We start from the raw sequence: 24,318 nt of genomic DNA on the forward strand, positions 1-24,318 counted from the left end.
ATGCCTTTGGCGCACCAGGCGGGGCCGCCCGCTAAGTAAAACTGAGTTATTCTATTTAGAAAGCATCCGTTCATTAACGTTCGGGTGCTTTTTTCGTTCTAACGAGCTGAAAAACGTAGAATTATATAATAGCTACGTTATACCTGATTGTGGTTCTGTTTGTCTGAGGGTTACCAGAAGACAGTATCCTGAAGTCATCCCTTAGCAATGTTAAATAGCGGCATCGAAATCCGCTGGTAGCGTACTGTTACCTGTACCCAGGCTGCGTTGCATTAATACCGTATCAAGCCAGAGCCCATGCTTGAATCCAATGTTCGTCAGCGTACCTATTTTCGTAAATCCGGCCTGCTGATGGACTTTCAGCGATCCCTGATTATTGCTGTCGCCGACGATAGCGATCAACTGCCGATAACCCTGCGTTTCAGCCCACTCAATTACATGGCGTAGCAACGCTTTTCCCACCCCCTGACGCTGTGCCGTCGGGTCAATATAAATCGAATCTTCGAGGGTATAGCGATAGGCATAACGCTCGCGGTAACGGGTGAGATAGCAATACCCGATGACCTTATCTTCTTGCAATGCGACAACCCATGGCAGTCCCAGACTGCGGATTTTTTCCAGACGATCCTGCATCTCGCGGGTATCCGGCGGGTCAGTTTCAAAGCTGCCGGTACCGTGATTAACATGATGGGCGTAGATATCGCGTATGGCGGGGATGTGTTTTTTTTCAGCGTTAACGATTTTCATTGACCAGCTCCCATTGGCATCTTTGTCCAAATTACCTCAAAGGCTGGAGGGAAGGTAAGTGCAAAAAATTATGTGTCTATACCCGTCATTCTTTAAGCTGCATGTACCTTGGCTACGCTAGCTCACTTCAGTCACATAGTTCGCTAAACTCCTGGGGATTTACTCACTTGCCGCCTTCATGTAACTCGAATTATTTAGGGTATATAAATTATTTTCAATGTAAATAAGCTTTCAAATTGTAAGGGTAAACGGGGTGTGGTTGATACTGTCAATAATACGCAAGGTTGGTAAATACTTTAGCGAGTTGAGCAATGCACAATTCTTCGCGCACGTATTATGGCGGATACCAAAATACCAATTTTGGTAGATTTCTAGGATAGGTCAAGAAGTCATTTGATTTTATTGGGTTTTTACTGTTTTTTTTACTGTACTTAGTTCTGCTTATGACTGTACCTTTAATTTCATTTTATCGACCCTGTTCGAAACTTAAAATTAGGTTATATTATTTACATTGTTATCTTTGTTGTTATCAGGGGCATTATTATCAGAACTTTCTCTATCCGCACACAATAGTTATCATGCAAACAGTTGCGCGGTGTAGCTATGCCAACCAGCAATAGTTATCATCGTCACAAGGTTTCGTCATGCAAACTTAATCTAAATCCAGAATTCAATCCCAAGAGTATTAGGATTATTTAGTCTAAAATACTTTTTTGTCTAAGAGTTTTCGTATCGCATAGCCACGAACTACGCTGAGTGATAAAATTTTCGAGTTTACGCCTGCTTTCCCACGATTAGAGGGCGAGGCGCGGGTAGTCAATAAGACGAAAGAATTAATTGCTTCATAACCCTATTGCAAAATAAGCGGCATTGCATCTTACATGGTCGGGTATCGTAAGTAACTGACTGTAATATATTGAAAACGCTTATTTTTACTCTGATGTAAGTTATAAGGGCAGATATGTTAAGTATGCGTCGACATGCCAACTTCATTAAACGTTTTAAGTCTTTAAGCTGTTTATTTACGGCAAGCGTTCTTTTCCCTATGCAAATCTCTGCAGCGACATCAGATTATGACGCTTTGGTTATTGAAGCGCGGGGTGGTAATAGTGCACCGTTATTGCGTTATCTAGAGGATCAGGGAAAGCAAAGCGCGCTAACGCCAAATCAGGTTGCCGACTGGCTGCAAGTTTCCAGTTGGGTTGATAACAACGATAAAGCCACTATTGAAATCTGGCAGCGCTATCGTGGGCAGATGGATGTGCCTGCGCGCGGCAAAGTCGCCGCTGCACGTGCGTACCGTAACCAGAAAAACTGGAATGATTCATTGGCGGTATGGGAAAGCGTTTTACAGGAAGAGCCTGACAACGTTGACGTACGCACCGGCTGGATAATGACGTTGGCAGATGCTCGCTACAATCAGCAAGCCCTTACTGAAGCGAATAAATGGGCACAGGCACATCCGGGTGCTGACTCCGATGCGCTACTTGCCTACGTATATCATTCTCAGGGAAAAAACTGGGACGCGCTGTTGGTTGCCAGCCAGGCGGATGACGTTGATCCTGGCAACAAAAATGCAAAATCTACGCTGCTGTCTGCTCTGTCAGCAAACCGTGTTTCCGGACCCGCCTTAAATATGGCGGAGGTAGTGCCTACGGCAGATCCTGTGAAGCGCCGCCTTGAGCTTGATGCGGCCGCCGAAATGGTACGCTCCTCCTATACGTCTGCACGTAATGAAGAAGAGCGGTTTATCGTGGCGGATAAAGCGCTGGCCCGCTATGACCAGTTGCTGGCTGCCTGGAAGGATGAGCCATCCGCGCAGAATGATGTCCGTCGGGCGAGAATTGACCGCATGGGGGCTTTGCTGGTTCGTAAGCGAACGTCTGAAGTGATTAAGGAATACGAATCGCTTTCTGCGAGCGGCGAAGTGCCAAACTACGCAAAACGCTGGGTAGCATCGGCATGGTTAAGCGAACGCCAGCCAGAAAAAACCGAAGCGATGCTGATGAGCATCTACTACCCGAATGGACCGATTCCCGTTACGCCGCTTGGTCCTGAGGATCAACAGGATCTGTTCTACGCGCATATCGATAATGAAAACTTTGATGCCGCTAAAAAACAGGCCGAAAACTTAATCAAAGAGAGTCCGTACCTGCGACGCATCTATGGTTCGCCAACGCCACAGCCTAACGATAACTGGCTGCTCGGACAGTCGATGCTGACGCAATATTATATTGCTGCCAATGAACTACCTGAGGCTGAAAAGCTCGCAGAGCATCTGGCGCGAACAGGTTCAGGTAACCAGGGGCTGCGCATATCTTATGCCTCCGTTCTTGAAGCGCGTGGCTTGCCGCATGCGGCGGAGAAAGAGCTGAAGCTGGCGGAAGTGATTGAGCCAAGTAACCTGGAACTGGAACGTCAGCAGGCTTATGTTGCGTTGGATCTCCAGGAATGGAGGCAGGCCGATGAACTGACGGATGATGTCATTGCTCGTAGCCCGGATGATGAAGCGACGCTACGCCTCGCGCGTATTCGTGATGTCCACAAAATGTCGGAAGTGCGCATTAGCGGCACACAAGGGATCTCGTCCGATAGCCCGGTCAGCGGTAAGAATGACTTCAACATCAATACTGCCATTTACAGTCCGCCAATTAACGACAACTGGCGATTGTTTACTGGATTCAACTTTGCTACTGGCGAATTTGAGGAAGGTAAAGGCATCAGCCGCGATCTGGCGGCAGGGGCGGAATGGACTTCCCGCGACTACTGGGCAGAAATGGAAGTCTCTGGCCGAAATTATGGCGATGGTCAGAAAATTGGCGGTCGTCTTTCCGGCTGGCATGACTTCAATGACAACTGGCGCGTAGGCGGTTCGGCCGAGCGCTTGTCGCGTAATACGCCACTGCGCGCGCTGCGTAGCGGCGTGTATGCCAACGGCGGCGATATGTTTGTTCGCTGGTATCAAAACGAACGACGTGAATATCAACTGTCGTTTGCCGCATCACATTTCTCAGATGGTAACGATCGCATCGAATACGGACTCAGCGGAAAAGAGCGCATGTGGACAACGCCGCGCTTCACCCTGGACTTTACCCCGGGCATCGGCGGGAGCACCAACACCAAAGAGAATGTGCCGTATTACAACCCGAAGAGTGATTTTTCCGTGGTACCTGGTCTGAGCGCGGAGCAGGTTCTTTACCGCCATTATGACACCGTGTGGACGCAGCAAGGTCTGGCTGGCGTAGGTGGCTATTGGCAGCAAGGCCAGGACGCTGGTGCCATCGTTCAGGTGGGATACGGACAACGGCTCAAATGGAACAACGTCGTAGATGGCGGGGTGATGCTGATTTGGGATAAACGCCCCTACGACGGTAAACGTGAGCGGAATATCTCCCTCGCTTTCGATTTAAATGTCAGGTTTTAAGGATTGTTCATGCTGAAAAGATGCCTGTGGCTTAGCGCATTAATCGCTGGCTGGTTGATGATTACCGCGTGCAGTAGCGCGCACAATACAACGCCTCGCTACGTTCCTCCCGCAGAGAGAACGCCGCTGACGGCGGATCATCCGTGGCCGAAAAATAGCTTCCTGGTGCTCGGCTACCACGATGTCGAGGATGGTGCCGCCGACCAGCGCTATCTTTCTGTGCGGACCAGCGCGTTGAGCGACCAAATGGCCTGGCTGCGTGATAATGGCTATAACCCGATCAGCGTGCAGCAAATCCTGGACGCCCATGACGGTAAAATCGTGTTGCCGGAAAAAGCGGTATTACTCACCTTTGATGACGGATATAGCAGTTTTTATACCCGCGTCTGGCCGCTGCTGAAAGCCTATAACTGGCCTGCGCTCTGGGCGCCGGTGGGGAGTTGGGTTGATGCTCCCGCCAACAAAAAAGTCGATTTTGGTGGCTTAATGACGGCGCGAGATAAATTCGCCACCTGGAAAATGGTCGAAGAGATGGGCAAATCACCGTTGGTGGAAGTCGGTGCGCACACCTGGAATTCGCATTTCGGTGCACAAGCCAACCCGCAGGGAAGTAAAGAACCGGCGGTGGCGAACCGCCTGTATGATAAGAAAACCGGCACTTACGAAACGGATGAACAGTACACGCGCCGTATAAACGCGGATATCTCTCTCATCACCAACAAGATCAAATCGGTGACCGGGAAATCACCGCGCGCGTGGGTCTGGCCTTACGGTGCGGCCAATGGCACAACGTTAAACCTGGCTAAAGAGCATGGCTATAAGATGGCCTTCACGCTCAACGAAGGGTTGGCGAATGCCGCGTTTCTTGATGACATCCCGCGCGTGCTAATCTCTGATAACCCCTCTCTTAAGCGCTTTGCCAGCCAGGTCGCTCAGGTACGTGAACCGCAGACGATGCGCGTGATGCATGTCGATCTGGATTACGTGTATGACAAGGACCCTGCTCAGCAGAAGCGAAACATCGACAAACTTATCCAGCGCGTTTATGACATGCGTATTTCTCATGTCTTCCTGCAGGCCTACGCCGATCCGCAGGGCGACGGAAATATTCGCGAGCTCTATTTCCCTAACCGCTGGTTGCCGATGCGTGCCGACCTCTTTAACTATATCTCCTGGCAGTTACAAACGCGGGCAGGGGTGACGGTGTATGCCTGGATGCCGGTTCTGGCTTTCGATCTCGACGCTTCCATCCCACGCGTAACCGCCTGGGATCCGAAAACGGGACGTACAGCGATCAACCGCGAGAACTATGTCCGTCTGTCCCCCTGGAGCAGCGAAGCGCGTCAGCGCATCACTGAAATCTATGAAGACCTGGCCAAACACGCCAGCTTCAAAGGGATTTTGTTCCATGACGATGCTTTCCTGACGGACTTTGAAGACGCGTCACCGGAGGCATTGGCTGCCTACCGCGCCGCAGGGCTTCCCGGAAGCATTGAGCAAATCCGTAGCAATCCCCAGGCGTTCGAGCGCTGGACGCGACTGAAAAGTAAGGTGCTGATCGACTTCACCAAACAACTGACCCAGGCGGTGCGTAATATTCGCGGTCCGCAGGTGCAAACGGCGCGCAATATTTACGCGATGCCGGTACTGGAGCCGGAGAGTGAAGCCTGGTTTGCGCAGAACCTGAATGATTTCCTCAATACCTATGACTGGACGGCACCAATGGCGATGCCTTTCATGGAGCAGATCCCGGCTAATGATGCCAACGCCTGGCTCGACAGATTAGTGAATGCCGTTGCACAAACGCCCGGCGCGCTGGACAAAACCGTGTTTGAACTACAGGCACGAGACTGGCGTAAATCCGGGGACGAGGCTGAAATCAGCGGAAAAAAAATAGCCGAATGGATGCGCCAGCTGAAATTAAGCGGTGCAGGAAACTACGGCTATTACCCGGATGATTTCATCAGCGACAAACCTGAGATGTCAGAGATTCGCTCGACGTTCTCCTCATACTGGTACCCGCAAAAATGACCGATCGCATAATTGCTTTCCTGATACTTTGCCTGATGTTCAGCCTGCCGTTTGGCGTGGCTGTCATCTTTACAGGTGAAGTGATGTTGAACTTCGTCTTCTTCTGGCCCTTGTTTATGTCTGCTTTGTGGATAAGCGGCGGGGTCTATTTCTGGTTCTACCGTGAGCGTCACTGGAAATGGGGAGATGACACACCGCCACCGACGCTGGAGGGGAATCCGCTGGTTTCCATTCTGATCCCCTGTTTTAACGAAGGGATCAATGCGCGTGAAACCATTGAGGCCGCGCTGGCGCAGCGATATAAAAATATTGAAGTGATTGCCATCAACGATGGTTCAACGGATGACACCCTCGACGTGCTGGAACAACTGGCGGTGGAATACCCCAGTCTGCGGGTGATTCATCTGGCTGAAAACCAGGGCAAAGCGCTGGCGCTCAAGACCGGGGCAGCAGCGGCGCGCAGTGATTACCTGGTGTGTATTGATGGCGATGCGTTACTGGACCGTGATGCCGTTGCCTATATTGTGGCGCCGCTTATCCAGTTCCCGCGCGTCGGTGCGGTGACCGGGAACCCACGTATTCGAACCCGCTCCACCTTAATCGGTCGGGTGCAGGTCGGGGAGTTTTCTTCCATTATCGGCTTGATTAAGCGCACTCAGCGAGTTTATGGGCAGATCTTTACCGTTTCCGGCGTGGTTGCTGCGTTTCGTCGTCGCGCGCTGGCCGAGGTCGGTTACTGGAGCCCGGACATGATCACCGAAGACATCGATATCAGTTGGAAGCTGCAATTGCGCCACTGGTCGATATTCTTTGAGCCGCGCGCACTGTGCTGGATCCTGATGCCTGAAACGTTAAGAGGGCTATGGAAGCAGCGACTGCGCTGGGCGCAAGGCGGCGCGGAGGTGTTTATCGTGAACATGCGCCGCCTGTGGTCATGGGAATATCGCCGTATGTGGCCGCTGTTTTTTGAGTTCTGTTTTTCTACCACCTGGGCGTTTGCCTATGCGATCAGTATCGTGCTGTTCCTGTTAGGGCTGATGATCCCGATGCCGGACTCGCTGTATGTACAACATCTGTTCCCGCCGGCCTTTACTGGGCTAATCCTCGGCGTGGTGTGCTTGCTGCAGTTTGCGGTGAGTCTGATGATTGAGCGGCGCTATGAAAAAGGCATTGGCGCGTCGTTGTTCTGGATTATCTGGTTCCCGGTGGTGTACTGGATGCTAAGCCTGTTCACCACGCTGGTCGCTTTCCCGAAAGTAATGCTCAAACGCAAACGCGGCAGGGCGCGTTGGGTGAGTCCCGATCGTGGAATAGGGAGGATCGAATCATGAGCCAGCCGCTGATCTTTACGGAGCAGCGTTTGCTGCCGCGCATCATTGACGTGCTGTTAACGCTTTTTGCCTGGGTTGGTTTTTTATATTTGATCTATAAAGGGCTGATCACCGCTCTGGCGCACTCACCTTATATAGGCGTGCGACCCTTTTTCACCACGCTGGATACGGTCACGTTTTACATCCTTGTCGCGCTGGTCAACGGACTGGTGCTGATTGGTTGGGCGAAGTACAACCAGTTTCGTTTTCGGGTGGAACGTCGCAGTCGCAGGCCCGGACTGGAAGATCATGAGCTGGCGGAAAGTTTACGTATTACCCGGGAACTGGTGACAGAACTGAACAAAGCGCGGGTGCTGACGGTTCACCATCATGAAAGTGGTGAAATCAGTCATATCGATGTGGACAGGGATATCGCCGATAACCGTCTACCGCCGCCGACGCCTGCGATGCTGGAGTATTTTCCGCCAGAGCCGCAGCCGTCGTGGCAGAAAAGGCCTGAGTGATATTTCTACTTTCAGCTGCTTCCTTCAGCTCGCAGAGGTCTATGATTAGACCCAGACAATAAAAAAATGCGAGGCAATGTCGTGGATAAGGAACTACTGGATGCCGGTTACCGGGCCTATACCGGTGAGAAGATTGACGTCTACTTCAATACGGCGATATGTCAACATTCGGGCAACTGCGTGCGGGGAAGCGCAGCGCTTTTTAACCTGAAGCGTAAACCGTGGATCATTCCGGATGAAGTGGATGTCGCGACGGTCATTAAAGTGATTGATACCTGTCCGAGCGGTGCGCTGAAATATCGCCAGAAATGAGTGAGGGGACCATGGAAATTCTTGCAGGCCACAACAAATTTTATGTTAACGATGCCGAAGGCAATCAGGTTGCCGAGATTGTCTTCGTGCCGACGGGTGAGCATCTGAGCATCATTGAACATACCGATGTCGACCCCAGTCTGAAAGGCCAGGGGGTCGGTAAACTGCTGGTGGCGAAGGTGGTGGAGAAAATGCGCGCCGAAAACCGCAAAGTTATTCCGCTGTGCCCGTTTGCCAAACATGAGTTTGATAAAACCCGCGAGTACGACGATATTCGCGCCTGATAATCTTACGTGCGCCGGAAGGCATGACCGCCGTCCGGCGCATCACTCCCGATGCAGCAAATCTTGATAAATTCCCGTCAATACCCCTTGTGGGCCAAACTCTTTTTTAATCCACTGGGTTACACGACCGGTGGCCGAATGCTGGGTCGCCAGCAGCATCCTTGAATCCTGACGCGGGTTGTGGATCTGCCGCGTGACCAGCAACGACTTTTCCATCGCCTCGCGCACCATATAGTCCGGCAGAAAACCGATGCCCTCACCCAGGATCTGGCACTGGCATTTGGTATTAAAATCAGGAACCAGAATCGACTCCTGTCCGTGTAACAGCCAGCCGACCTTCTTGTTGATGGTGTGCGCGGTGTCTTCCACCATGATGTTCGGGTACAGGCGCAGCTGGCTCTCAGAAATGGGTTCAGGCATAAAAGCCAGCGGATGATCCGGGGCGATCGCAAACGACCAACGGATCGCGCCGATCTCGGTGTAATCAATCCCCCCGCCGTCCAGTAACGTATCCGGCGCGCCGATAGCGATGTTGGCGAGGTTGTTAATGATCGAATCCCAGACGCCGTTATACACCTCGGTGGTGACGGTTATCTGGCAGGTTGGAAACTGTTTCTTGAGTACCTGCAGCAGTCGTGCCGTATGTTGAGGGGTATACAACAGTTGATTAATACAGATGCGTACCCGGGCTTCAATGCCCTGAGCAATGGTATCAATACTGCGCTTGATGGCGTGGAAATCGTTGAGCAGGTCGGTCGCCTTGCGAAACAGATAGCGTCCGGACTCAGTCAGCTCAATGCTGCGGGTACTGCGGGTAAACAGCACCACGTCGAGCCCCAGCTCCATGCGCTTAATGGTGTAACTAATTGCTGATGTGGTTAAGCCAAGTTCCTCAGCCGCCTTGCTGAAGCTGCTGTAGCGGGCTGCCATCGTAAATGCCAGCAGGTTTTCCTCGGTAAAAATTGAATTCATCTTCCTCCCCTCCGGCGACAAACGCACATCCGCGACGCGATGATTGTTGAATGTATTTGTAATCCTTATGCAGAGCAATCAGTTTTGAACAGAATTTAACACTAGTTTTACAATTGATTTGAAGGCAATCACACTTCTGTATATTAATTGCAGGCCGCTATCCGTGTAGCATCACGCCTGATTTTCCTGACAACTGATTAATGGCTAAAAGCGGCTCTGTCATAAGGAAAAGATTGCACTACAGCACGTTTTGTTCTCATTGTTAAATTTGATTCAATAATCGACACGCTTACGATGAATGAAATTTAAGCGGATATTATTCTCTGCACTCTGTTGCTATTCTCAGCTTATCGGATATTTAAAAAGTCTAAAAAACTGCAGGAGAGCGATTATGTCAGAGAAAGAACTCATTACTGAATTTCTGCTGGCGGCAGAGCAGGGTGATGCCGATGGATTAAAATCCTGCCTGGCAAAAAATGTGGATATTAATGCCACTAACCGCCAGGGGCGCACTGCCATAATTATTGCCAGCCTGAATAAACATTATGACTGTGTTTCTTTATTGATTGCCGCCGGTGCTGATATTAATAAACAGGATCAAACCTGTTTTAATCCATTCCTGATTAGCTGTCTGACTAACGATTTAACGCTGTTGCGTACCGTATTACCGGCCAACCCCGATCTTAATTGCCTGAGCCGTTTTGGCGGCGTCGGTATTACGCCAGCCAGCGAAAAAGGTCATGTAGAGATCGTGCGCGAACTGCTGCTGCGTACCGATATCAATGTTAATCATACCAACTTTGTCGGCTGGACGCCGTTACTGGAAGCCATCGTGCTTAATGACGGCGGTGCGAAACAGCAGGAAATCGTCAAGCTGCTGCTCGACCATGGCGCAAACCCGCACATGACGGATAAATACGGTAAAACCCCGCTGGAGCTGGCGCGGGAGAAAGGATACCACGAAATTGCCGAGCTGCTGATTGCGGCCGGAGCCTGACAGAGGAGCGCCACTATCGCTACGCCATCACGGCGATGCGTACGGGCGCTAACCGCAGACGGCGCGTTTCTCGCTTTCCGGGGAACGGGACGGGTTGAACAGGTTTTTTCCCGCGCGGTAAACCTGTTGATACCTGAACAGCAGCGGTTGCTGACGTTACTGAGTGAAGGTTGTGATAACGCGCCTAACAGCTGTCGGCTGGCGCTGACGCATTGTGAAGAGCTGTTTCACCCCGGTGAGAGAGTCAGTTTTACCGAATCGGGGATAGCCGTTGGCAACGATAAATGGATAGAAACTTCCGGTTGTCTGCCGTGGCGCATACCACAGTGGAGGCCTGATGCAATAAGCCTTGCTGCAATCCGCTGGCTGCGCTGGGAAGAGGTTATCCGCCAACAGCTAAGAAGCGCTGACACATTATTTCTGTACCAGGGGGATAACCCGTTTTATCTGGAAATCACCCGCCAATTACTGAGTCGCCGACAAACATTACTGGCGGCGTTGCATACAGGAGAAAATATCTCTACAGCGGTCAGCCATTTAATTGGTCTGGGGATTGGTTTGACGCCTTCATCTGATGATTATTTAGTGGGTTTAAGCACTATTTTATTTATTCCTGGACATCCGCTGGGGAAATATCGTGATGAATTTTTAGCAGCCTTACAATGTGCCGGAAATAATACCACGCTACTCAGCAAAATAACGCTAGAGGAAGCCTTTCATCAACGTTATCGGGAAAGCGTCGGACGGCTGCTGAACCATATTATTACTGAACAACAACCCGTTTCTACGCAATATATTACTGACATTAAAAATATCGGCTCAAGTTCTGGCTGCGACATGCTGTATGGCATGGCGGATGCCTGCGCCCTGAGCCACAGGTCCGGAGGGAATTATGTCGATCAGGATAGTTGTTAAAAAGAACACGTATTTTGATTCTGTCTCACTGATGTCTATCTCCACACGCGCAAATAAGCTCGATGGCGTTGAGCAGGCGTTCGTGGCTATGGCGACAGAAATGAATAAGGGCGTACTGAAGAATCTCGGTCTGCTCACGCCTGAACTTGAAGAGGCGAAAAGTGGCGACCTGATGATTGTCATTAAAGGCGCCAGCGAGGCGGCGAACGATCAGACGCTGGTGGCGATTGAAGATTTGTTTACGCATAAAGAGCAGGGGGGGCAGCATGAAGCGCGCTATGCCACGCTTGCCAGTGCGAAGAAGCATGTTCCTGACAGCAACCTGGCGGTGATCTCGGTCAATGGTCTGTTTGCCGCGCGTGAAGCGCGTCAGGCGCTGCAAAATAACCTCAACGTGATGCTGTTCTCTGACAACGTCTCTCTTGAAGACGAACTGGCGCTCAAGCAGCTGGCGCATGAAAAAGGGCTGCTGATGATGGGGCCCGATTGCGGAACCGCCATTATTAACGGCGCGGCGCTGTGTTTTGGCAATGCGGTGCGTCGCGGCAACATCGGAATTGTTGGCGCCTCCGGTACCGGTAGCCAGGAGCTGAGCGTACGCATTCACGAGTTTGGCGGCGGGATTTCCCAACTGATTGGCACCGGTGGACGCGATCTGAGCGAAAAGATTGGCGGCCTGATGATGCTTGACGCGATTGGTATGCTGGAGGCCGATCCGCAAACCGAGATCATCGCGCTTATCTCCAAACCTCCTGCGCCAACAGTGGCGCGCAAAGTGCTGGAACGTGCGCGTGCCTGCCATAAGCCCGTCGTGGTGTGTTTCCTCGGACGTGAAGCCGCGCCTGCGGATGAAAACGGTCTGCTGTTTGCACGCGGCACTAAAGAGGCGGCGCTGAAAGCGGTACTGCTGACTGGCGTGAAAAAAGAGAGTCTGGATCTGCATCCGCTCAACTGGCCGCTGATTGAAGAGGTCCGCGCCCGCCTGACCCCGCAGCAAAAGTACATTCGCGGCTTGTTCTGTGGCGGCACGCTGTGCGATGAGGCGATGTTTGCTGCTATGGAAAAACATGCGGAAGTTTACAGCAACATTCATCCGGATCCGGCTTTTCGCCTGACAGATCTCAACCGCAGCGTGGGACATACCTTCCTTGATTTCGGAGATGACGATTTTACCAACGGTAAACCGCACCCGATGATCGATCCAACCAACCGCATTAGTCGTCTGTTGCAGGAAGCACGCGATCCTGAAGTCGGCGTGATCGTTATGGACTTCGTTCTTGGATATGGATCACATGAAGATCCGGTTGGCGTGATGATCGAGGCGATCGTCGAAGCCAAAGCGATCGCCGCCGCAGAGGGGCGTCCGCTTGAGATCCTCGGCTACGTGCTGGGAACCGATCTCGATACGCCGTCGCTGGAAAAACAGTGCCAGATGCTGACCGATGCAGGCGTGATCTGGGCGAGCAGTAGCACCAATACCGGATTGCTGGCACGTGAATTTATCTGTAAAGGGGAGGAAGCCTGATGAGCCAGACACTGTTTAACCAGCCGCTGAACGTGATTAACGTCGGCATCGCGATGTTCAGCGATGACCTGAAAAAGCAGAATGTTCCCGTGACCCAGCTCGACTGGACGCCGCCGGGCCAGGGCAACATGCAGGTCGTGGCCGCACTGGACGAAATTGCCGATTCGCCGCTGGCTGACAAAATCGCTGCCGCTAACCAGCAGGCGCTGGAACGCATTATCCAGTCGCATCCGGTGCTGATTGGCTATGACCAGGCGATCAACGTCGTGCCGGGCATGACCCGCAACACCATCCTGCACGCCGGACCGCCCATCTGCTGGGAAAAAATGTGCGGCGCAATGAAGGGCGCGGTCACCGGGGCTTTGGTGTTTGAAGGACTGGCGAAAGATCTGGATGAAGCCGCCGACCTGGCCGCCTCGGGTGAAATCATCTTCTCACCGTGCCACGAGCATGACTGTGTCGGTTCGATGGCGGGTGTGACGTCGGCGTCGATGTTTATGCACATCGTCGAGAACAAAACCTACGGCAACCGCGCATATACCAATATGAGCGAGCAGATGGCGAAGATCCTGCGCATGGGCGCGAACGATCAGAGCGTTATCGATCGCCTGAACTGGATGCGCGATGTGATGGGACCGATGCTGCGCGACGCCATGAAGCTGGCGGGCGAAATCGATCTGCGCCTGATGCTGGCGCAGGCGCTGCACATGGGCGATGAGTGTCATAACCGCAACAATGCCGGGACGGCGCTACTGATACAGGCACTGACGCCGTGGATTATTCAGACCGGCTATCCGGTTGAGCAGCAGCGTGAGGTATTCGAGTTCGTCCTCAGCAGCGATTACTTCTCCGGACCGACCTGGATGGCGATGTGTAAAGCCGCAATGGACGCCGCACACGGGATCGAATACAGCACCGTAGTCACGACGATGGCGCGTAACGGCGTTGAATTCGGTCTGCGCATCAGCGGCTTACCGGGTCAGTGGTTTACCGGTCCGGCGCAGCAGGTGATTGGCCCGATGTTTGCGGGCTATAAGCCCGAAGATTCCGGACGTGATATCGGTGATAGCGCAATTACCGAAACCTACGGCATCGGCGGTTTTGCCATGGCCACGGCACCGGCCATCGTGGCGCTGGTGGGCGGTACGGTTGAAGAGGCGGTCGATTTCTCTCGCCAGATGCATGAAATCACTCTCGGCGAAAACCCCAACGTTACTATTCCGTTACTTGGTTTTATGGGCGTACCGACCGCTATCGACATTACGCGCGTGGGTAGCACCGGCATTCTGCCGGTGATTAACACCGCAATTGCGCACAAAGATGCGGGGATCGGCATGATCGGCGCCGGAATAGTCCATCCGCCGTTCGCCTGTTTTGAAAAGGCGATCCTCAACTGGCGCGACCGCTACTGCCAATAACAACAATCGGGGCTAACGCTGTTAGCCCCACAGTAGCGAAGCAAAAACGTTGCTTACCTGCAGGGCTGGGCGATCCCCGGGATCGCAAACGATGCTTAACCTGTTAAGGATATTCCATGAACAGCATAAAACTAGAATGGAAACGTGGTGACTGGGCTGCTTACTTTGGGCTGATGACCAACAACCTGACTAACCTGCTGACAATGATGGGGCTGCTCATTTTTGTCGTCGGGATCCCTACCGAAATTGTCTATGGTCGCATTGCGCCTGCCTTTGGTCTGGCGGTGCTGGTGGCCAGCGTCTGCTACGCCTGGTTTGGCCTGCAGATGGCAAAGCACACCGGGCGTAAAGACGTGACGGCGCTGCCATCCGGGCCGAGCGCACCGTCAATTTTTACCGTGACCTTCCTGGTGCTAATGCCGGTATATCAGCAAACCAAAGATGCCAACTTTGCTATCCAGATAGCCCTGGTGTGGTGCTTTGTCGAAGCGTTGATCCTGGTCGGCGGCTCCTTCCTGGGCGAGACCATCCGCAAGATGATCCCGCGTACGATATTACTTTCTTGTCTGTCCGGTCTGGGACTGTTGCTGCTGGCGATGAACCCGATGCTGCAGGCATTCGAAGCGCCGACCGTCTCTTTCATCGTCTTGTTGTTAATCTTCATTAACTGGTTCGGTAAGAAGCCGATTTTTGCCCGCATCCCCACCGGTTTGCTGCTGCTGATTGCCGGTACAGCGTTGGCGTGGATCTCCGGTTTGCAAAGCCCGGAAGCCATTAAATCTTCGATGTCTTCCTTTGGCTTCAACCCGCCGGAAATCCATGTCGACAGCTTCCTGCAGGGTTTGCCGCACGCGCTGCCGTACCTGGCTTCTGCGGTTCCTCTGGGTCTGGCGAACTACATTTTTGACCTTGAGAACATTGAAAGTGCGCATGCGGCGGGTGATGAGTACAACACCCGTAAGGTCATGATGGCGAACGGTTTTGCCTCCATGCTCGGCTGCATGCTGGGCAACCCATTCCCGGTGACCGTATATGTTGGGCATGCGGGCTGGAAAGCGATGGGGGCCAGCATCGGTTATACCCTCGCTTCAGGCATCACCATGTTCCTGGTACCGCTGTTTGGGCTGGGGGCGTTTATGCTCGCGATTATTCCGATGACTGCGATAGTGCCGATTCTGGTGTTTATCGGCGTGGTGACCGCCAACCAGGTGGTGCGAGAGACGCCCAAAGTCGAGGTTCCCGTTATCTTTATCTGCTTGTTCCCGTGGATCGCTAACTGGGCGTTGACCATCGTCAACAGCGTGATGGGCGCCGCCGGAACATCCGCGGGGAAACTGGGCAGCGACCTGCTGCACAGCAAAGGTGTCTATTACGATGGGCTGGTGCATCTGGGAAGCGGTGCGCCGCTGGCCAGTATGCTGTGGGGCTGCGTCGCTATCTTCGCCATTATGAATAAGCCGCTGCGTGGGGCGATTGCCGCAGCTTTTGGCGCGCTGTTATCGCTGTTTGGTGTGATCCACTCTCCGGCGGTTGGCTTTGCAGAAGGCAGTTCGATGATGTTTGTTGTGGCCTACCTGATGATGAGCGGCATGTTTGTCCTCAAGCATGTTCTTGATAGCCGTGAAGCGGTGACTGCGCCTGAGCAGGAACCGACGAAAACGACCTGAATCGCCTGTAAGCGGAAGATAACACTATGAAAGAACTTGTGGTCGTTGCCATTGGCGGCAACAGCATTATCAAAGATAACGCCAGCCAGTCGATTGAGCACCAGGCTGAAGCGGTGAAAGCGGTGGCGGACACGGTGCTGGAGATGTTGGCATCGGACTACAACATTGTGCTGACGCACGGAAACGGGCCGCAGGTGGGGCTGGATCTACGGCGTGCGGAAATCGCGCATGAGCGTGAAGGGTTGCCGCTCACCCCGCTGGCAAACTGCGTCGCCGATACGCAGGGCGGGATCGGCTATCTGATCCAACAGGCGCTGAACAACCGCCTGGCGCGGCGCGGTGAGCAGAAGGCGGTTACGGTGGTCACGCAGGTGGAGGTCGACAAAAACGATCCGGGCTTCGCTAACCCGACCAAGCCTATCGGCGCGTTCTTTAGCGAAGCGCAGCGCGATGAACTGCAGCGGGTCAATCCGGGCTGGCGCTTTGTTGAAGATTCGGGACGCGGCTACCGCCGGGTCGTCGCCTCTCCGGAACCGAAGCGTATTGTCGAGGCGGAGGCGATCAAAACGCTGACCCAGCAAGGTTTTGTGGTGATTGGCGCGGGTGGCGGTGGGATCCCGGTGGTGCGTAGCGATCAGGGGGATTATCAGAGCGTGGATGCGGTGATTGATAAAGATCTCTCCACGGCTCTGCTGGCGCAGGAGATCCGCGCTGACATTCTGGTGATCACCACCGGCGTCGAGCAGGTCTGTATTCATTTTGGCAAACCCAACCAGCAGGCGCTGGATAAGGTGGATGTCGCAACGATGACCCGTTACATGCAGGAGGGACATTTCCCGCCGGGGAGCATGTTACCCAAAATCGTTGCCAGTCTGGCGTTCTTGGCGCGTGGCGGTAAGCGAGTGATCATCACCACGCCGGAATGCCTGCCGGCCGCACTGCGCGGCGAAACGGGCACCCATATTGTCCATTCCTGAGAGGAAATGTGAATGAAGGAAAGTAACAGCCGCCGTGAATTTTTAAGTCAGAGCGGAAAAATGGTGACCGCTGCCGCGCTGTTTGGCGCAGTGGCTCCGGTCGCGTATGCTGCTAATCCTGTCGGGAACACCTGCGGGGCGAAGAGCACAATGACGATTAACGATAAGCACTATTACCTGGATAACGTCCTGCTGGAAGCGGGGTTTGATTACGAAAACTCGGTGGTGGTGCATACCCGTACCGCGCTGCAAACCGTTGAAATTCAGGACGGGAAAATTGTTGCCCTGCGTGAGAATAAGCAGCATCCGGATGCGACGCTGCCGCACTACGATGCGGGTGGAAAGCTGATGCTGCCCGCCATGCGCGACATGCACATCCATCTGGATAAAACCTTTTACGGCGGTCCCTGGCGTTCGCTGAATCGCCCGGCTGGCACCACCATTCAGGATATGATCCGCCTTGAGCAAAAGCTGCTGCCTGAACTCCAGCCTTACACGCAGGAGCGCGCGGAAAAGCTCATCGATCTGCTGCAATCAAAAGGCACCTCGATCGCCCGCAGCCACTGCAATATCGAACCGGTTTCCGGGCTGAAAAACCTGGAAAATCTGCAGGCGGTGCTGGCGCGTCGCCAGCCGGGTTTTGCCTGTGAAATCGTGGCGTTTCCGCAGCATGGCCTGCTGTTATCGAAGTCTGAACCGTTGATGCGTGAAGCAATGCAGGCGGGGGCGCATTACGTCGGCGGTCTGGACCCAACCAGCGTGGACGGGGCGATGGAAAAATCCCTCGACACCATGTTCCAGATTGCGCTGGATTACGATAAAGGCGTGGATATCCATCTGCATGAAACCAGCCCGGCGGGCGTTGCGGCGGTGAATTACATGGTGGAAACGGTGGAGAAAACGCCGCAGTTGAAGGGCAAACTGACCATCAGCCACGCATTTGCGTTGGCAACGCTGAACGAACAGCAGGTGGATGCGCTGGCGAGCCGCATGGCGGCGCAGCAGATTACCATTGCCTCGACGGTGCCGATCGGAACCTTGCATATGCCGCTCAAGCAGCTGCGTGACAAAGGCGTGGAAGTGATTACCGGGACTGACAGTGTGATTGACCACTGGTCGCCGTACGGGCTTGGAGACATGCTGGAGAAGGCGAATCTGTACGCGCAGCTCTATATTCGTCCCAATGAACTCAACCTGTCGCGGGCGCTGTTCCTCGCCACCGGCGATGTGCTGCCGCTTAACGATAAAGGTGAGCGCGTCTGGCCGAAGGCGCAGGATGAAGCCAGCTTTGTACTGGTGGATGCCTCCTGCTCAGCGGAAGCGGTCGCGCGAATCTCCCCACGCACCGCGACCTTCCATAAAGGCCAACTGGTGTGGGGGAACGTCGCAAGCTAGCCTGGTTTGATGCGCAGCGGCAATCGCTGCTGCGCTCTCTGCTCGTTAACCGACGATCCCCATATAGCCGTGAATCCCCATATATAAGCCGACCATCGCGATGAGCGCGCTGGAAAAATAGGGGGCTTTGCGTGCCAGTGTGTTAAATCCGCTCCAGCGTTTGGCCGCCTGCTGCACGCTGATTGCCGCTCCCACGCCCACCGTTACCAGCGTTAGCGCCAGCCCGAGGCTGAAGCACAGCACCATAGTGGCACCCAGCGTGAAGGCTTTGAGCTGGATGCAAATCAGCAGTACCGTAATGGCAGCAGGGCAGGGGATCAACCCGCCGGTCAGACCAAACAATAATATTTGGCCGTTGGTGACCTCTTTGCCTGCAAAGCGGCGCTGAATATCGGTAGCATGTGCCCGCTCGTGGGCATCCTGATACGCTTTCGAACCCTCGCTCAGCCCTGCTAACGCAGCATGGTTATGATCGTGGTCGTGGTCATGTTCGTGATGATGGTGGTGAGCTTCACCGTGGTTATGATGGTGGTGATGGTCATCATGATCATGGTGATGCTCATGATCGTGGTCATGATGCGTCTGGGTCAGCCAGTTCTGTTCTCCCTGCCAGGTTCGCCAGAACATCCAGAATGCGGTCCCGAGAATAATAATCGCCGAGACAAACTGCAGCCACGGCTCAACGGCCTGGGCAGTAAACGCTTTGCTGATATACATCCCGCCGAGCGCAATCAGCCATACCACTGCGGTATGCGACAGCGTTGCCGCCAGCCCCAGCATCACCGCCTGTTTGATGGTCCCCTTAATGGCAATAATAAAGGCCGCCATCATCGTCTTGGAATGCCCCGGTTCCAGACCGTGTAACACTCCTAATAGAATCGCGCTGGGAATGAAAAACCAGGCGTTGCCTTGCTGAAGAAGCGTAGAAAACTCACCCATGAGAATGATTCTTAGTTGTTTAATTTTGCCAGATTCTACTCCCCCCCAGTATTAAATACTACCCCCCAGTAGAATGACGATGGTATTGTCGCTCCAGCCAGACGTTGAAAAGGTATTGCTATGTCACATACGATCCGCGACAAACAAAAGCTGAAAGCCCGAGCCAGTAAGATTCAGGGGCAGGTAGCGGCGTTGAAAACCATGCTGGATGAACCGCATGAATGCGCGGCGGTATTGCAGCAAATAGCGGCGATCCGCGGTGCGGTAAACGGGTTAATGCGCGAGGTGATTAAAGGTCATCTGACCGAGCACATTGTGCATCAGGGCGATGAAATTAAGCGCGAAGAAGATTTGGATGTGGTTTTGAAGGTACTCGATTCGTACATCAAATAAGTCAGTTTAACGGCTCATCCCCATACTGATGAATGAGCCGTTAAAAACACGTTCTAGCCAAAAAACATCACAGATACGCACAGCAGACCGACAATCAGGGTGATCAGATTACCCACTGAACGGTACGGCTTTAGCGCCGGGATCAGATAGGTAGATAATGTCGGCATGATAAACAGAATCATGGCAATCAGCGGCCCGCTAATCGCGTAAATCATTGAAATTGCATTAGGGTTAATGCAGCAAATGATAAACGTAATGGTCGAAACCAGCATAATGGACAGGGCGCGGTTAAAGGCCCGGCTTTTCTTCACTCCCACCTGATGCAACGATGTTTTTACCACCTCGGTTGCCCCTTCAATCACGCCAAAGTAGGTGCCGAGGAACGATTTTGACATCGCCACGACGGCGACAATGATCCCAGAAATCGACAGCCATGCTGGTGCATTTGGCATCATCGATAGCGCTGACAGAATGGTCACCCCTTCATTTTTCGCGTCCTCGATATAGTTTGTCGGAATCGAAAGCAAACAGCTGAAGACGAAAAACAGCACGCTCAGGCAGATGATGATGTAGGCTACCTTCATGATTTTTTTGCATTTACCCATGGCCTGCTCGCCATATTTCTCACGTCGGTCGATGGCGAACGTCGAGATAATTGGCGTATGGCTAAAAGCGAAAACCATCACGGGAATAGATATCCAAACCTGATGAAGCGTGTGCTGATCGAAAGACATCTGGCCGGTGAGTAGCGTTGGCTGCCAGCTTCCGGTCAGGTAGAGCGAAAGGAACAAAAAGTACGCGATGAGCGGGAACACCAGAAAGCCCATTACCCGAATGGTTGCTTGTCGGCCCATCAGAAAAATCAGGTTCAGCACCAGCACCACGCCAAGACTGACCAGAATGCGAACACGCAGATCGATGGCGATATGTTTTGCCAGTTGTTCAGTGAGTGAATTGGTTATCGCCACGGCGTAGATCAGCACCACCACAAAGAAGGCAATAAAATAGAGGGTCGTGATCAGGCTGCCTATCTTTTTGCCGTAGTAGTGCGTAACTGCACCAGTGATCCCTTCACCTGCCGAGGTTTTTGAGGACAGGATAAACTGGCACAGCGCCTTGTGCGGCCAGTAGGTTAAAGGCCAGGCGACGAGTGCGGTGATAAACAGTACCACCGCGCCTGCAGAACCCAGCTGTATGGGGAGGAAGAGGGTTCCTGCGCCGACGGCAGTCCCATATAGTGCGAAGCTCCAGAGAGTCTCTTCTTTTGACCAAAATTTCGACATTATTTGAACGTATCAACTATAAAATAAACAAAAAGAAGCGCAATTTACCACAAATGGCAGGGGCTGGGGGAGGTGTCAACAAGCGGGCGAGTGAATGGATCAAAAGCCGGAACCGAGAAGATTCCGGCTATTGTTTGAATTATCAGGCAGTAACGCGCTGCTGGCGACGCTTCATAACGCGCTCGCGTAAAGTGTCATAAGCCCAGTTATAGAACATGGTGTATGGCAGGAAGAACAGGAAGAAACCTATTTCCAGTGTGAATGCCTGGAGCAGGCTGACGTTCAGCACATACGCCACGATGCTCACCCCGATGACAATAAAACCGCTCTCGAAGCCTAAGGCGTGGAATGCCCGCACTTTAGCCGTACGTTTTACCAGGTGCGACGGCCACAGTCGGTCAAACAGGGCGTTATAAATGATATTCCAGATCATCGCCGTGGTGGCGAGAAGGATGGTCAGTCCGCCCATTTCCAGCACCGAGCGCTGCATCAACCATGCGGTGGTTGGTGCGAGGATCGCGGTGGCAATGCCTTCAAAGCAGACGGCATGAAAAATTCGCTCCAGTAACGAGCGGCGTTGGACTGTATCGTGTTGCATAATCTAAAACCTTCTTTGATGCCCGGATAACGGAATGGTGGCAATTTTATCGTTTTATGTGATATCTAAAAGATAGTATCCATCGATAAAGTAGATAGTTCATGCGTTACTCCCCTGAAGCGTTAACGGCATTTGTGGAGACCGTTTCCTGCGGCTCATTTTCTGCTGCGGCCCGGCGGCTGCGTAAAAGTCAGTCCACCATCAGCACGGCCATTGCGCATCTGGAAGCCGATCTCGGTTTTGCGCTGTTTGACCGCTCATCACGTCAGCCGACGCTAACCGAAGAAGGTAAGCGGGTGCTGGGCTATGTGCAGGCAATTTTGACGGCCAGCGAACGTCTTGATGAGGCAGCGATTTCGCTGTCGGGTGAAACGGAAGCGCGTCTGACCTTCGTTTTGTCTGACACGCTGCATCCGGATGTGCTGGAAGAATTGATGGTGCAGTTTGACCACAAGTTTCCCCATACCGAGTTTGAATGTCTGATTGGCGAAGATGAAGACGTTATCGATCTGCTGCAAAAAGGACGTGCTCAGGTTGGGTTGATCGAAGCGCGGGAGGATTACCCGACCGACATGGGCGTCACGCGTCTGCCGATGCAAACCTGGATGGGATTATACGTTGCGGCATCGCATCCACTGGCGACTCAAGAAAAACTGCAGTGGGAACAGCTACATACCTGGCGAGAGCTGCGGCTGAATACCTATCTGGAGAGCGGCACTAACGTGGCGCGCGGCCCCGTCTGGTCGGCGCCTAACTATTTGTTGCTGCTGAGTATGGCGGTGCAGGGATTCGGCTGGTGCGCGCTCCCTTGTGCGCTGGTGGAGGAGTTTGCGGCAGAAAAACCGCTGGTCCAATTGATGCTGCCCGGCTGGCCAAAGGCTATTTCTATCGATCTGCTGTGGAATAAGAAATCACCGCCTGGCGTGGCGGGAAGTTGGCTGCGCGACCATTTACAGCAGAGTGGCGTTCAGATGACCAATAAATGATACGAATTTCCTTTGTGATAAAAATCACCGTTTTTAAACAACCTTGATAACTCTTTTTAACAATCATCTACTATTGCGGTGTTATTTTGCGCTGAGGTGGTGATGAAAGAGGTTGTGATAGTCGGGGCGTTACGGACACCGATCGGCTGCTTCCAGGGGACGCTGGCGCGCCACTCTGCCGTTGAATTAGGTAGCATGGTAGTCAGGGCGTTACTGGAGCGCACGGGCGTGGACGTTCACGCTGTGGATGAAGTGATCCTCGGACAGGTGCTTACCGCAGGTGCCGGGCAAAACCCGGCGCGTCAGTCCGCCATCAATGGTGGGCTACCCAATACCGTCTCCGCCATCACCATTAACGATGTCTGCGGCTCGGGTCTGAAAGCGCTGCATCTGGCGACCCAGGCTATCCAGTGCGGCGAAGCCGACATTGTGATTGCGGGCGGACAAGAGAATATGAGCCGTGCGCCGCATGTCCTTACTGATAGCCGTACCGGCGCACAGTTGGGCAACAGTCAACTGGTCGACAGCCTGGTGCATGACGGCCTGTGGGACGCTTTCAACGATTACCATATGGGCGTTACCGCGGAAAATCTGGCGCGGGAATATGGCATCAGCCGTGAACTGCAGGATGCCTACGCACTGCATTCGCAGCACAAGGCGCGGATGGCAATTGACGCCGGGCGCTTTAAAGATGAAATCGTGCCGGTGGTAACGCAGCGTAATGGGCAATCGTTCGTGGTGGATACCGACGAACAGCCGCGCACCGATGCCAGCGCAGAAGGGCTGGCGCGTCTGGATCCGACCTTCGACAGGCTCGGTTCAGTAACCGCGGGCAACGCGTCATCCATCAATGATGGCGCCGCTGCGGTGATGATGATGAGCGAGGCCAAGGCCCTGGAGCTGAATTTGCCGGTGCTGGCCCGCATCCGCGCCTTTGCCAGCGTCGGGGTCGATCCCGCCCTCATGGGAATTGCGCCGGTGTACGCGACGCGCCGTTGCCTTGAGCGTGTGGGCTGGCAACTGGCTGATGTTGATCTTATCGAGGCCAACGAAGCCTTTGCCGCACAGGCATTGTCCGTTGGAAAAATGCTGGAGTGGGATGAACGGCGGGTGAATGTGAACGGCGGAGCCATTGCGCTCGGTCATCCGATTGGCGCATCTGGCTGCCGTATTCTGGTTTCACTGGTGCATGAAATGGTGAAGCGTCGGGCGCACAAGGGCCTGGCAACGTTATGTATAGGCGGTGGTCAGGGCGTGGCGCTCGCTATCGAACGAGATTAACCACCCGTAGTTTTCTCTGCTTAAACGCCTTTCCCGCTGTATATCCCCTGCATCTATAAAAAAGCCCTCCAACAGGAGGGCAAGGCCAGTTACAGAAACATACACTCTAAACTCTGCCAACGTATCAAAACGGCGTTTCATTTCATGTGATTAACAGCGCACTTTGTTAGAAAAGGTGTGTGAACGGCATGTGAGGCTGGCTGTATTTTCAATGTCTTATCCCTACCCCTCATGAACTACTCTTGTTTATTTTTATCTATCTAATTGTTTTAAATAATTTTATTGAAACCGTTCCCGCGATTTATATGCGCTAGCGTGATCGCAATTACACTTTTGATAA

At 53.2% G+C, this 24,318-nt stretch carries 21 protein-coding genes; 16 read left to right on the plus strand and 5 right to left on the minus strand.

The window, feature by feature from the left end:
- Window positions 1-210: 210 nt before the first annotated feature.
- A complete protein-coding gene (locus O6D90_RS04295; RefSeq protein ID WP_016157400.1) occupies window positions 211-747 on the minus strand; it encodes a GNAT family N-acetyltransferase in 537 nt (178 codons plus the stop codon).
- 961 nt (window positions 748-1,708) lie between these two features.
- Here O6D90_RS04295 and pgaA point away from each other — a divergent pair.
- The 6 genes from pgaA to O6D90_RS04325 all read left to right on the plus strand — a co-directional run bounded on the left by pgaA (window position 1,709) and on the right by O6D90_RS04325 (window position 8,632).
- A complete protein-coding gene (gene pgaA / locus O6D90_RS04300) occupies window positions 1,709-4,171 on the plus strand; it encodes a poly-beta-1,6 N-acetyl-D-glucosamine export porin PgaA (protein WP_016154307.1) in 2,463 nt (820 codons plus the stop codon).
- Between the two features lie 9 nt (window positions 4,172-4,180).
- Window positions 4,181-6,202 (plus strand): poly-beta-1,6-N-acetyl-D-glucosamine N-deacetylase PgaB, encoded by a 2,022-nt coding sequence (gene pgaB, locus O6D90_RS04305; protein ID WP_218731563.1) that lies wholly within the window; start codon window positions 4,181-4,183, stop codon window positions 6,200-6,202.
- Window positions 6,199-7,533 carry a poly-beta-1,6-N-acetyl-D-glucosamine synthase gene (gene pgaC, locus O6D90_RS04310; RefSeq protein WP_016157398.1) on the plus strand — a complete coding sequence of 445 codons (1,335 nt, stop codon included), beginning with the start codon at window positions 6,199-6,201 and terminating at the stop codon, window positions 7,531-7,533. Before pgaB ends, pgaC begins: the two co-directional genes overlap by 4 nt.
- The gene (gene pgaD, locus O6D90_RS04315; protein ID WP_016157397.1) at window positions 7,530-8,036 is read left to right on the plus strand and encodes a poly-beta-1,6-N-acetyl-D-glucosamine biosynthesis protein PgaD; all 507 of its coding nucleotides are present in this window, start codon (window positions 7,530-7,532) and stop codon (window positions 8,034-8,036) included. The genes pgaC and pgaD overlap by 4 nt, the downstream gene beginning before the upstream one ends.
- A gap of 81 nt (window positions 8,037-8,117) precedes the next feature.
- On the plus strand, window positions 8,118-8,348 hold the full coding sequence (gene yjdI / locus O6D90_RS04320) for a 4Fe-4S mono-cluster protein YjdI (RefSeq protein ID WP_016154303.1): 231 nt from the start codon (window positions 8,118-8,120) through the stop codon (window positions 8,346-8,348).
- An 11-nt stretch (window positions 8,349-8,359) separates the two neighbouring features.
- Window positions 8,360-8,632 (plus strand): GNAT family N-acetyltransferase, encoded by a 273-nt coding sequence (locus tag O6D90_RS04325; RefSeq protein WP_016157396.1) that lies wholly within the window; start codon window positions 8,360-8,362, stop codon window positions 8,630-8,632.
- A gap of 42 nt (window positions 8,633-8,674) precedes the next feature.
- Here the strand turns inward: O6D90_RS04325 and O6D90_RS04330 are convergent, their stop codons facing one another.
- Window positions 8,675-9,604, minus strand: a complete 930-nt coding sequence (locus O6D90_RS04330; RefSeq protein ID WP_016154301.1) for a LysR substrate-binding domain-containing protein — start codon at window positions 9,602-9,604, stop codon at window positions 8,675-8,677.
- 391 nt (window positions 9,605-9,995) lie between these two features.
- On the opposite strand from O6D90_RS04330, the gene O6D90_RS04335 reads away from it, so the two are divergent.
- The 7 genes from O6D90_RS04335 (at window position 9,996) to O6D90_RS04365 (ending at window position 18,498) form a co-directional block, all read left to right on the plus strand.
- Complete coding sequence (locus O6D90_RS04335) at window positions 9,996-10,601, plus strand: ankyrin repeat domain-containing protein (protein ID WP_016157395.1); 606 nt, start codon at window positions 9,996-9,998, stop codon at window positions 10,599-10,601.
- A gap of 126 nt (window positions 10,602-10,727) precedes the next feature.
- Window positions 10,728-11,516 (plus strand): DUF2877 domain-containing protein, encoded by a 789-nt coding sequence (locus tag O6D90_RS04340; protein ID WP_016157394.1) that lies wholly within the window; start codon window positions 10,728-10,730, stop codon window positions 11,514-11,516.
- The gene (fdrA, locus tag O6D90_RS04345) at window positions 11,494-13,041 is read left to right on the plus strand and encodes an acyl-CoA synthetase FdrA (RefSeq protein ID WP_016157393.1); all 1,548 of its coding nucleotides are present in this window, start codon (window positions 11,494-11,496) and stop codon (window positions 13,039-13,041) included. The genes O6D90_RS04340 and fdrA overlap by 23 nt, the downstream gene beginning before the upstream one ends.
- Entirely contained in the window at window positions 13,041-14,459 is a 1,419-nt protein-coding gene (locus O6D90_RS04350; protein WP_016157392.1) for a DUF1116 domain-containing protein, read from the plus strand. Before fdrA ends, O6D90_RS04350 begins: the two co-directional genes overlap by 1 nt.
- A gap of 116 nt (window positions 14,460-14,575) precedes the next feature.
- Window positions 14,576-16,126, plus strand: a complete 1,551-nt coding sequence (locus O6D90_RS04355) for a xanthine permease (protein ID WP_271143254.1) — start codon at window positions 14,576-14,578, stop codon at window positions 16,124-16,126.
- 26 nt (window positions 16,127-16,152) lie between these two features.
- Window positions 16,153-17,103 (plus strand): carbamate kinase family protein, encoded by a 951-nt coding sequence (locus tag O6D90_RS04360; protein ID WP_016154295.1) that lies wholly within the window; start codon window positions 16,153-16,155, stop codon window positions 17,101-17,103.
- 12 nt (window positions 17,104-17,115) lie between these two features.
- Window positions 17,116-18,498, plus strand: coding sequence for an amidohydrolase family protein (locus tag O6D90_RS04365; RefSeq protein ID WP_016157391.1), 1,383 nt, complete (start codon window positions 17,116-17,118; stop codon window positions 18,496-18,498).
- Window positions 18,499-18,543: 45 nt separating this feature from the next.
- On the opposite strand, the gene O6D90_RS04370 is transcribed toward O6D90_RS04365, so the two are convergent.
- Window positions 18,544-19,437 (minus strand): nickel/cobalt efflux protein RcnA, encoded by an 894-nt coding sequence (locus tag O6D90_RS04370; protein WP_016157390.1) that lies wholly within the window; start codon window positions 19,435-19,437, stop codon window positions 18,544-18,546.
- Window positions 19,438-19,557: 120 nt separating this feature from the next.
- On the opposite strand from O6D90_RS04370, the gene rcnR reads away from it, so the two are divergent.
- Window positions 19,558-19,830, plus strand: a complete 273-nt coding sequence (rcnR, locus tag O6D90_RS04375; RefSeq protein WP_016154292.1) for a Ni(II)/Co(II)-binding transcriptional repressor RcnR — start codon at window positions 19,558-19,560, stop codon at window positions 19,828-19,830.
- A 53-nt stretch (window positions 19,831-19,883) separates the two neighbouring features.
- Here rcnR and O6D90_RS04380 read toward each other — a convergent pair whose 3' ends face one another.
- Both O6D90_RS04380 and O6D90_RS04385 read right to left on the minus strand, forming a co-directional pair.
- A complete protein-coding gene (locus tag O6D90_RS04380; protein WP_016157389.1) occupies window positions 19,884-21,113 on the minus strand; it encodes an amino acid permease in 1,230 nt (409 codons plus the stop codon).
- A 142-nt stretch (window positions 21,114-21,255) separates the two neighbouring features.
- The gene (locus O6D90_RS04385; protein WP_016154290.1) at window positions 21,256-21,711 is read right to left on the minus strand and encodes a multidrug/biocide efflux PACE transporter; all 456 of its coding nucleotides are present in this window, start codon (window positions 21,709-21,711) and stop codon (window positions 21,256-21,258) included.
- Window positions 21,712-21,812: 101 nt separating this feature from the next.
- Here O6D90_RS04385 and O6D90_RS04390 point away from each other — a divergent pair, with 101 nt between their 5' ends.
- Both O6D90_RS04390 and O6D90_RS04395 read left to right on the plus strand, forming a co-directional pair.
- The gene (locus O6D90_RS04390) at window positions 21,813-22,697 is read left to right on the plus strand and encodes a LysR family transcriptional regulator (protein WP_016154289.1); all 885 of its coding nucleotides are present in this window, start codon (window positions 21,813-21,815) and stop codon (window positions 22,695-22,697) included.
- Between the two features lie 102 nt (window positions 22,698-22,799).
- Window positions 22,800-23,978, plus strand: a complete 1,179-nt coding sequence (locus O6D90_RS04395) for an acetyl-CoA C-acetyltransferase (RefSeq protein ID WP_016157388.1) — start codon at window positions 22,800-22,802, stop codon at window positions 23,976-23,978.
- Window positions 23,979-24,318: the final 340 nt, after the last annotated feature.

Origin of the sequence: Citrobacter sp. 21OH12SH02A-Citro (genome assembly GCF_027919895.1) — a bacterium.
In the GTDB taxonomy this organism is placed as follows: domain Bacteria; phylum Pseudomonadota; class Gammaproteobacteria; order Enterobacterales; family Enterobacteriaceae; genus Citrobacter; species Citrobacter braakii.

Excerpts from the sequence above, each read along its gene's own strand:
- O6D90_RS04330 (WP_016154301.1), bottom strand. The coding sequence starts at position 9,604 with ATGAATTCAATTTTTACCGAGGAAAACCTGCTGGCATTTACGATGGCA.
- O6D90_RS04380 (WP_016157389.1), bottom strand. The coding sequence starts at position 21,113 with ATGTCGAAATTTTGGTCAAAAGAAGAGACTCTCTGGAGCTTCGCACTA.
- O6D90_RS04370 (WP_016157390.1), bottom strand. The coding sequence starts at position 19,437 with ATGGGTGAGTTTTCTACGCTTCTTCAGCAAGGCAACGCCTGGTTTTTC.
- fdrA (WP_016157393.1), top strand. The coding sequence starts at position 11,494 with ATGTCGATCAGGATAGTTGTTAAAAAGAACACGTATTTTGATTCTGTC.
- O6D90_RS04295 (WP_016157400.1), bottom strand. The coding sequence starts at position 747 with ATGAAAATCGTTAACGCTGAAAAAAAACACATCCCCGCCATACGCGAT.
- O6D90_RS04360 (WP_016154295.1), top strand. The coding sequence starts at position 16,153 with ATGAAAGAACTTGTGGTCGTTGCCATTGGCGGCAACAGCATTATCAAA.
- O6D90_RS04385 (WP_016154290.1), bottom strand. The coding sequence starts at position 21,711 with ATGCAACACGATACAGTCCAACGCCGCTCGTTACTGGAGCGAATTTTT.
- rcnR (WP_016154292.1), top strand. The coding sequence starts at position 19,558 with ATGTCACATACGATCCGCGACAAACAAAAGCTGAAAGCCCGAGCCAGT.
- pgaB (WP_218731563.1), top strand. The coding sequence starts at position 4,181 with ATGCTGAAAAGATGCCTGTGGCTTAGCGCATTAATCGCTGGCTGGTTG.
- pgaD (WP_016157397.1), top strand. The coding sequence starts at position 7,530 with ATGAGCCAGCCGCTGATCTTTACGGAGCAGCGTTTGCTGCCGCGCATC.
- O6D90_RS04390 (WP_016154289.1), top strand. The coding sequence starts at position 21,813 with ATGCGTTACTCCCCTGAAGCGTTAACGGCATTTGTGGAGACCGTTTCC.
- pgaA (WP_016154307.1), top strand. The coding sequence starts at position 1,709 with ATGTTAAGTATGCGTCGACATGCCAACTTCATTAAACGTTTTAAGTCT.
- O6D90_RS04395 (WP_016157388.1), top strand. The coding sequence starts at position 22,800 with ATGAAAGAGGTTGTGATAGTCGGGGCGTTACGGACACCGATCGGCTGC.
- O6D90_RS04355 (WP_271143254.1), top strand. The coding sequence starts at position 14,576 with ATGAACAGCATAAAACTAGAATGGAAACGTGGTGACTGGGCTGCTTAC.
- O6D90_RS04365 (WP_016157391.1), top strand. The coding sequence starts at position 17,116 with ATGAAGGAAAGTAACAGCCGCCGTGAATTTTTAAGTCAGAGCGGAAAA.
- O6D90_RS04350 (WP_016157392.1), top strand. The coding sequence starts at position 13,041 with ATGAGCCAGACACTGTTTAACCAGCCGCTGAACGTGATTAACGTCGGC.
- pgaC (WP_016157398.1), top strand. The coding sequence starts at position 6,199 with ATGACCGATCGCATAATTGCTTTCCTGATACTTTGCCTGATGTTCAGC.
- O6D90_RS04335 (WP_016157395.1), top strand. The coding sequence starts at position 9,996 with ATGTCAGAGAAAGAACTCATTACTGAATTTCTGCTGGCGGCAGAGCAG.
- O6D90_RS04325 (WP_016157396.1), top strand. The coding sequence starts at position 8,360 with ATGGAAATTCTTGCAGGCCACAACAAATTTTATGTTAACGATGCCGAA.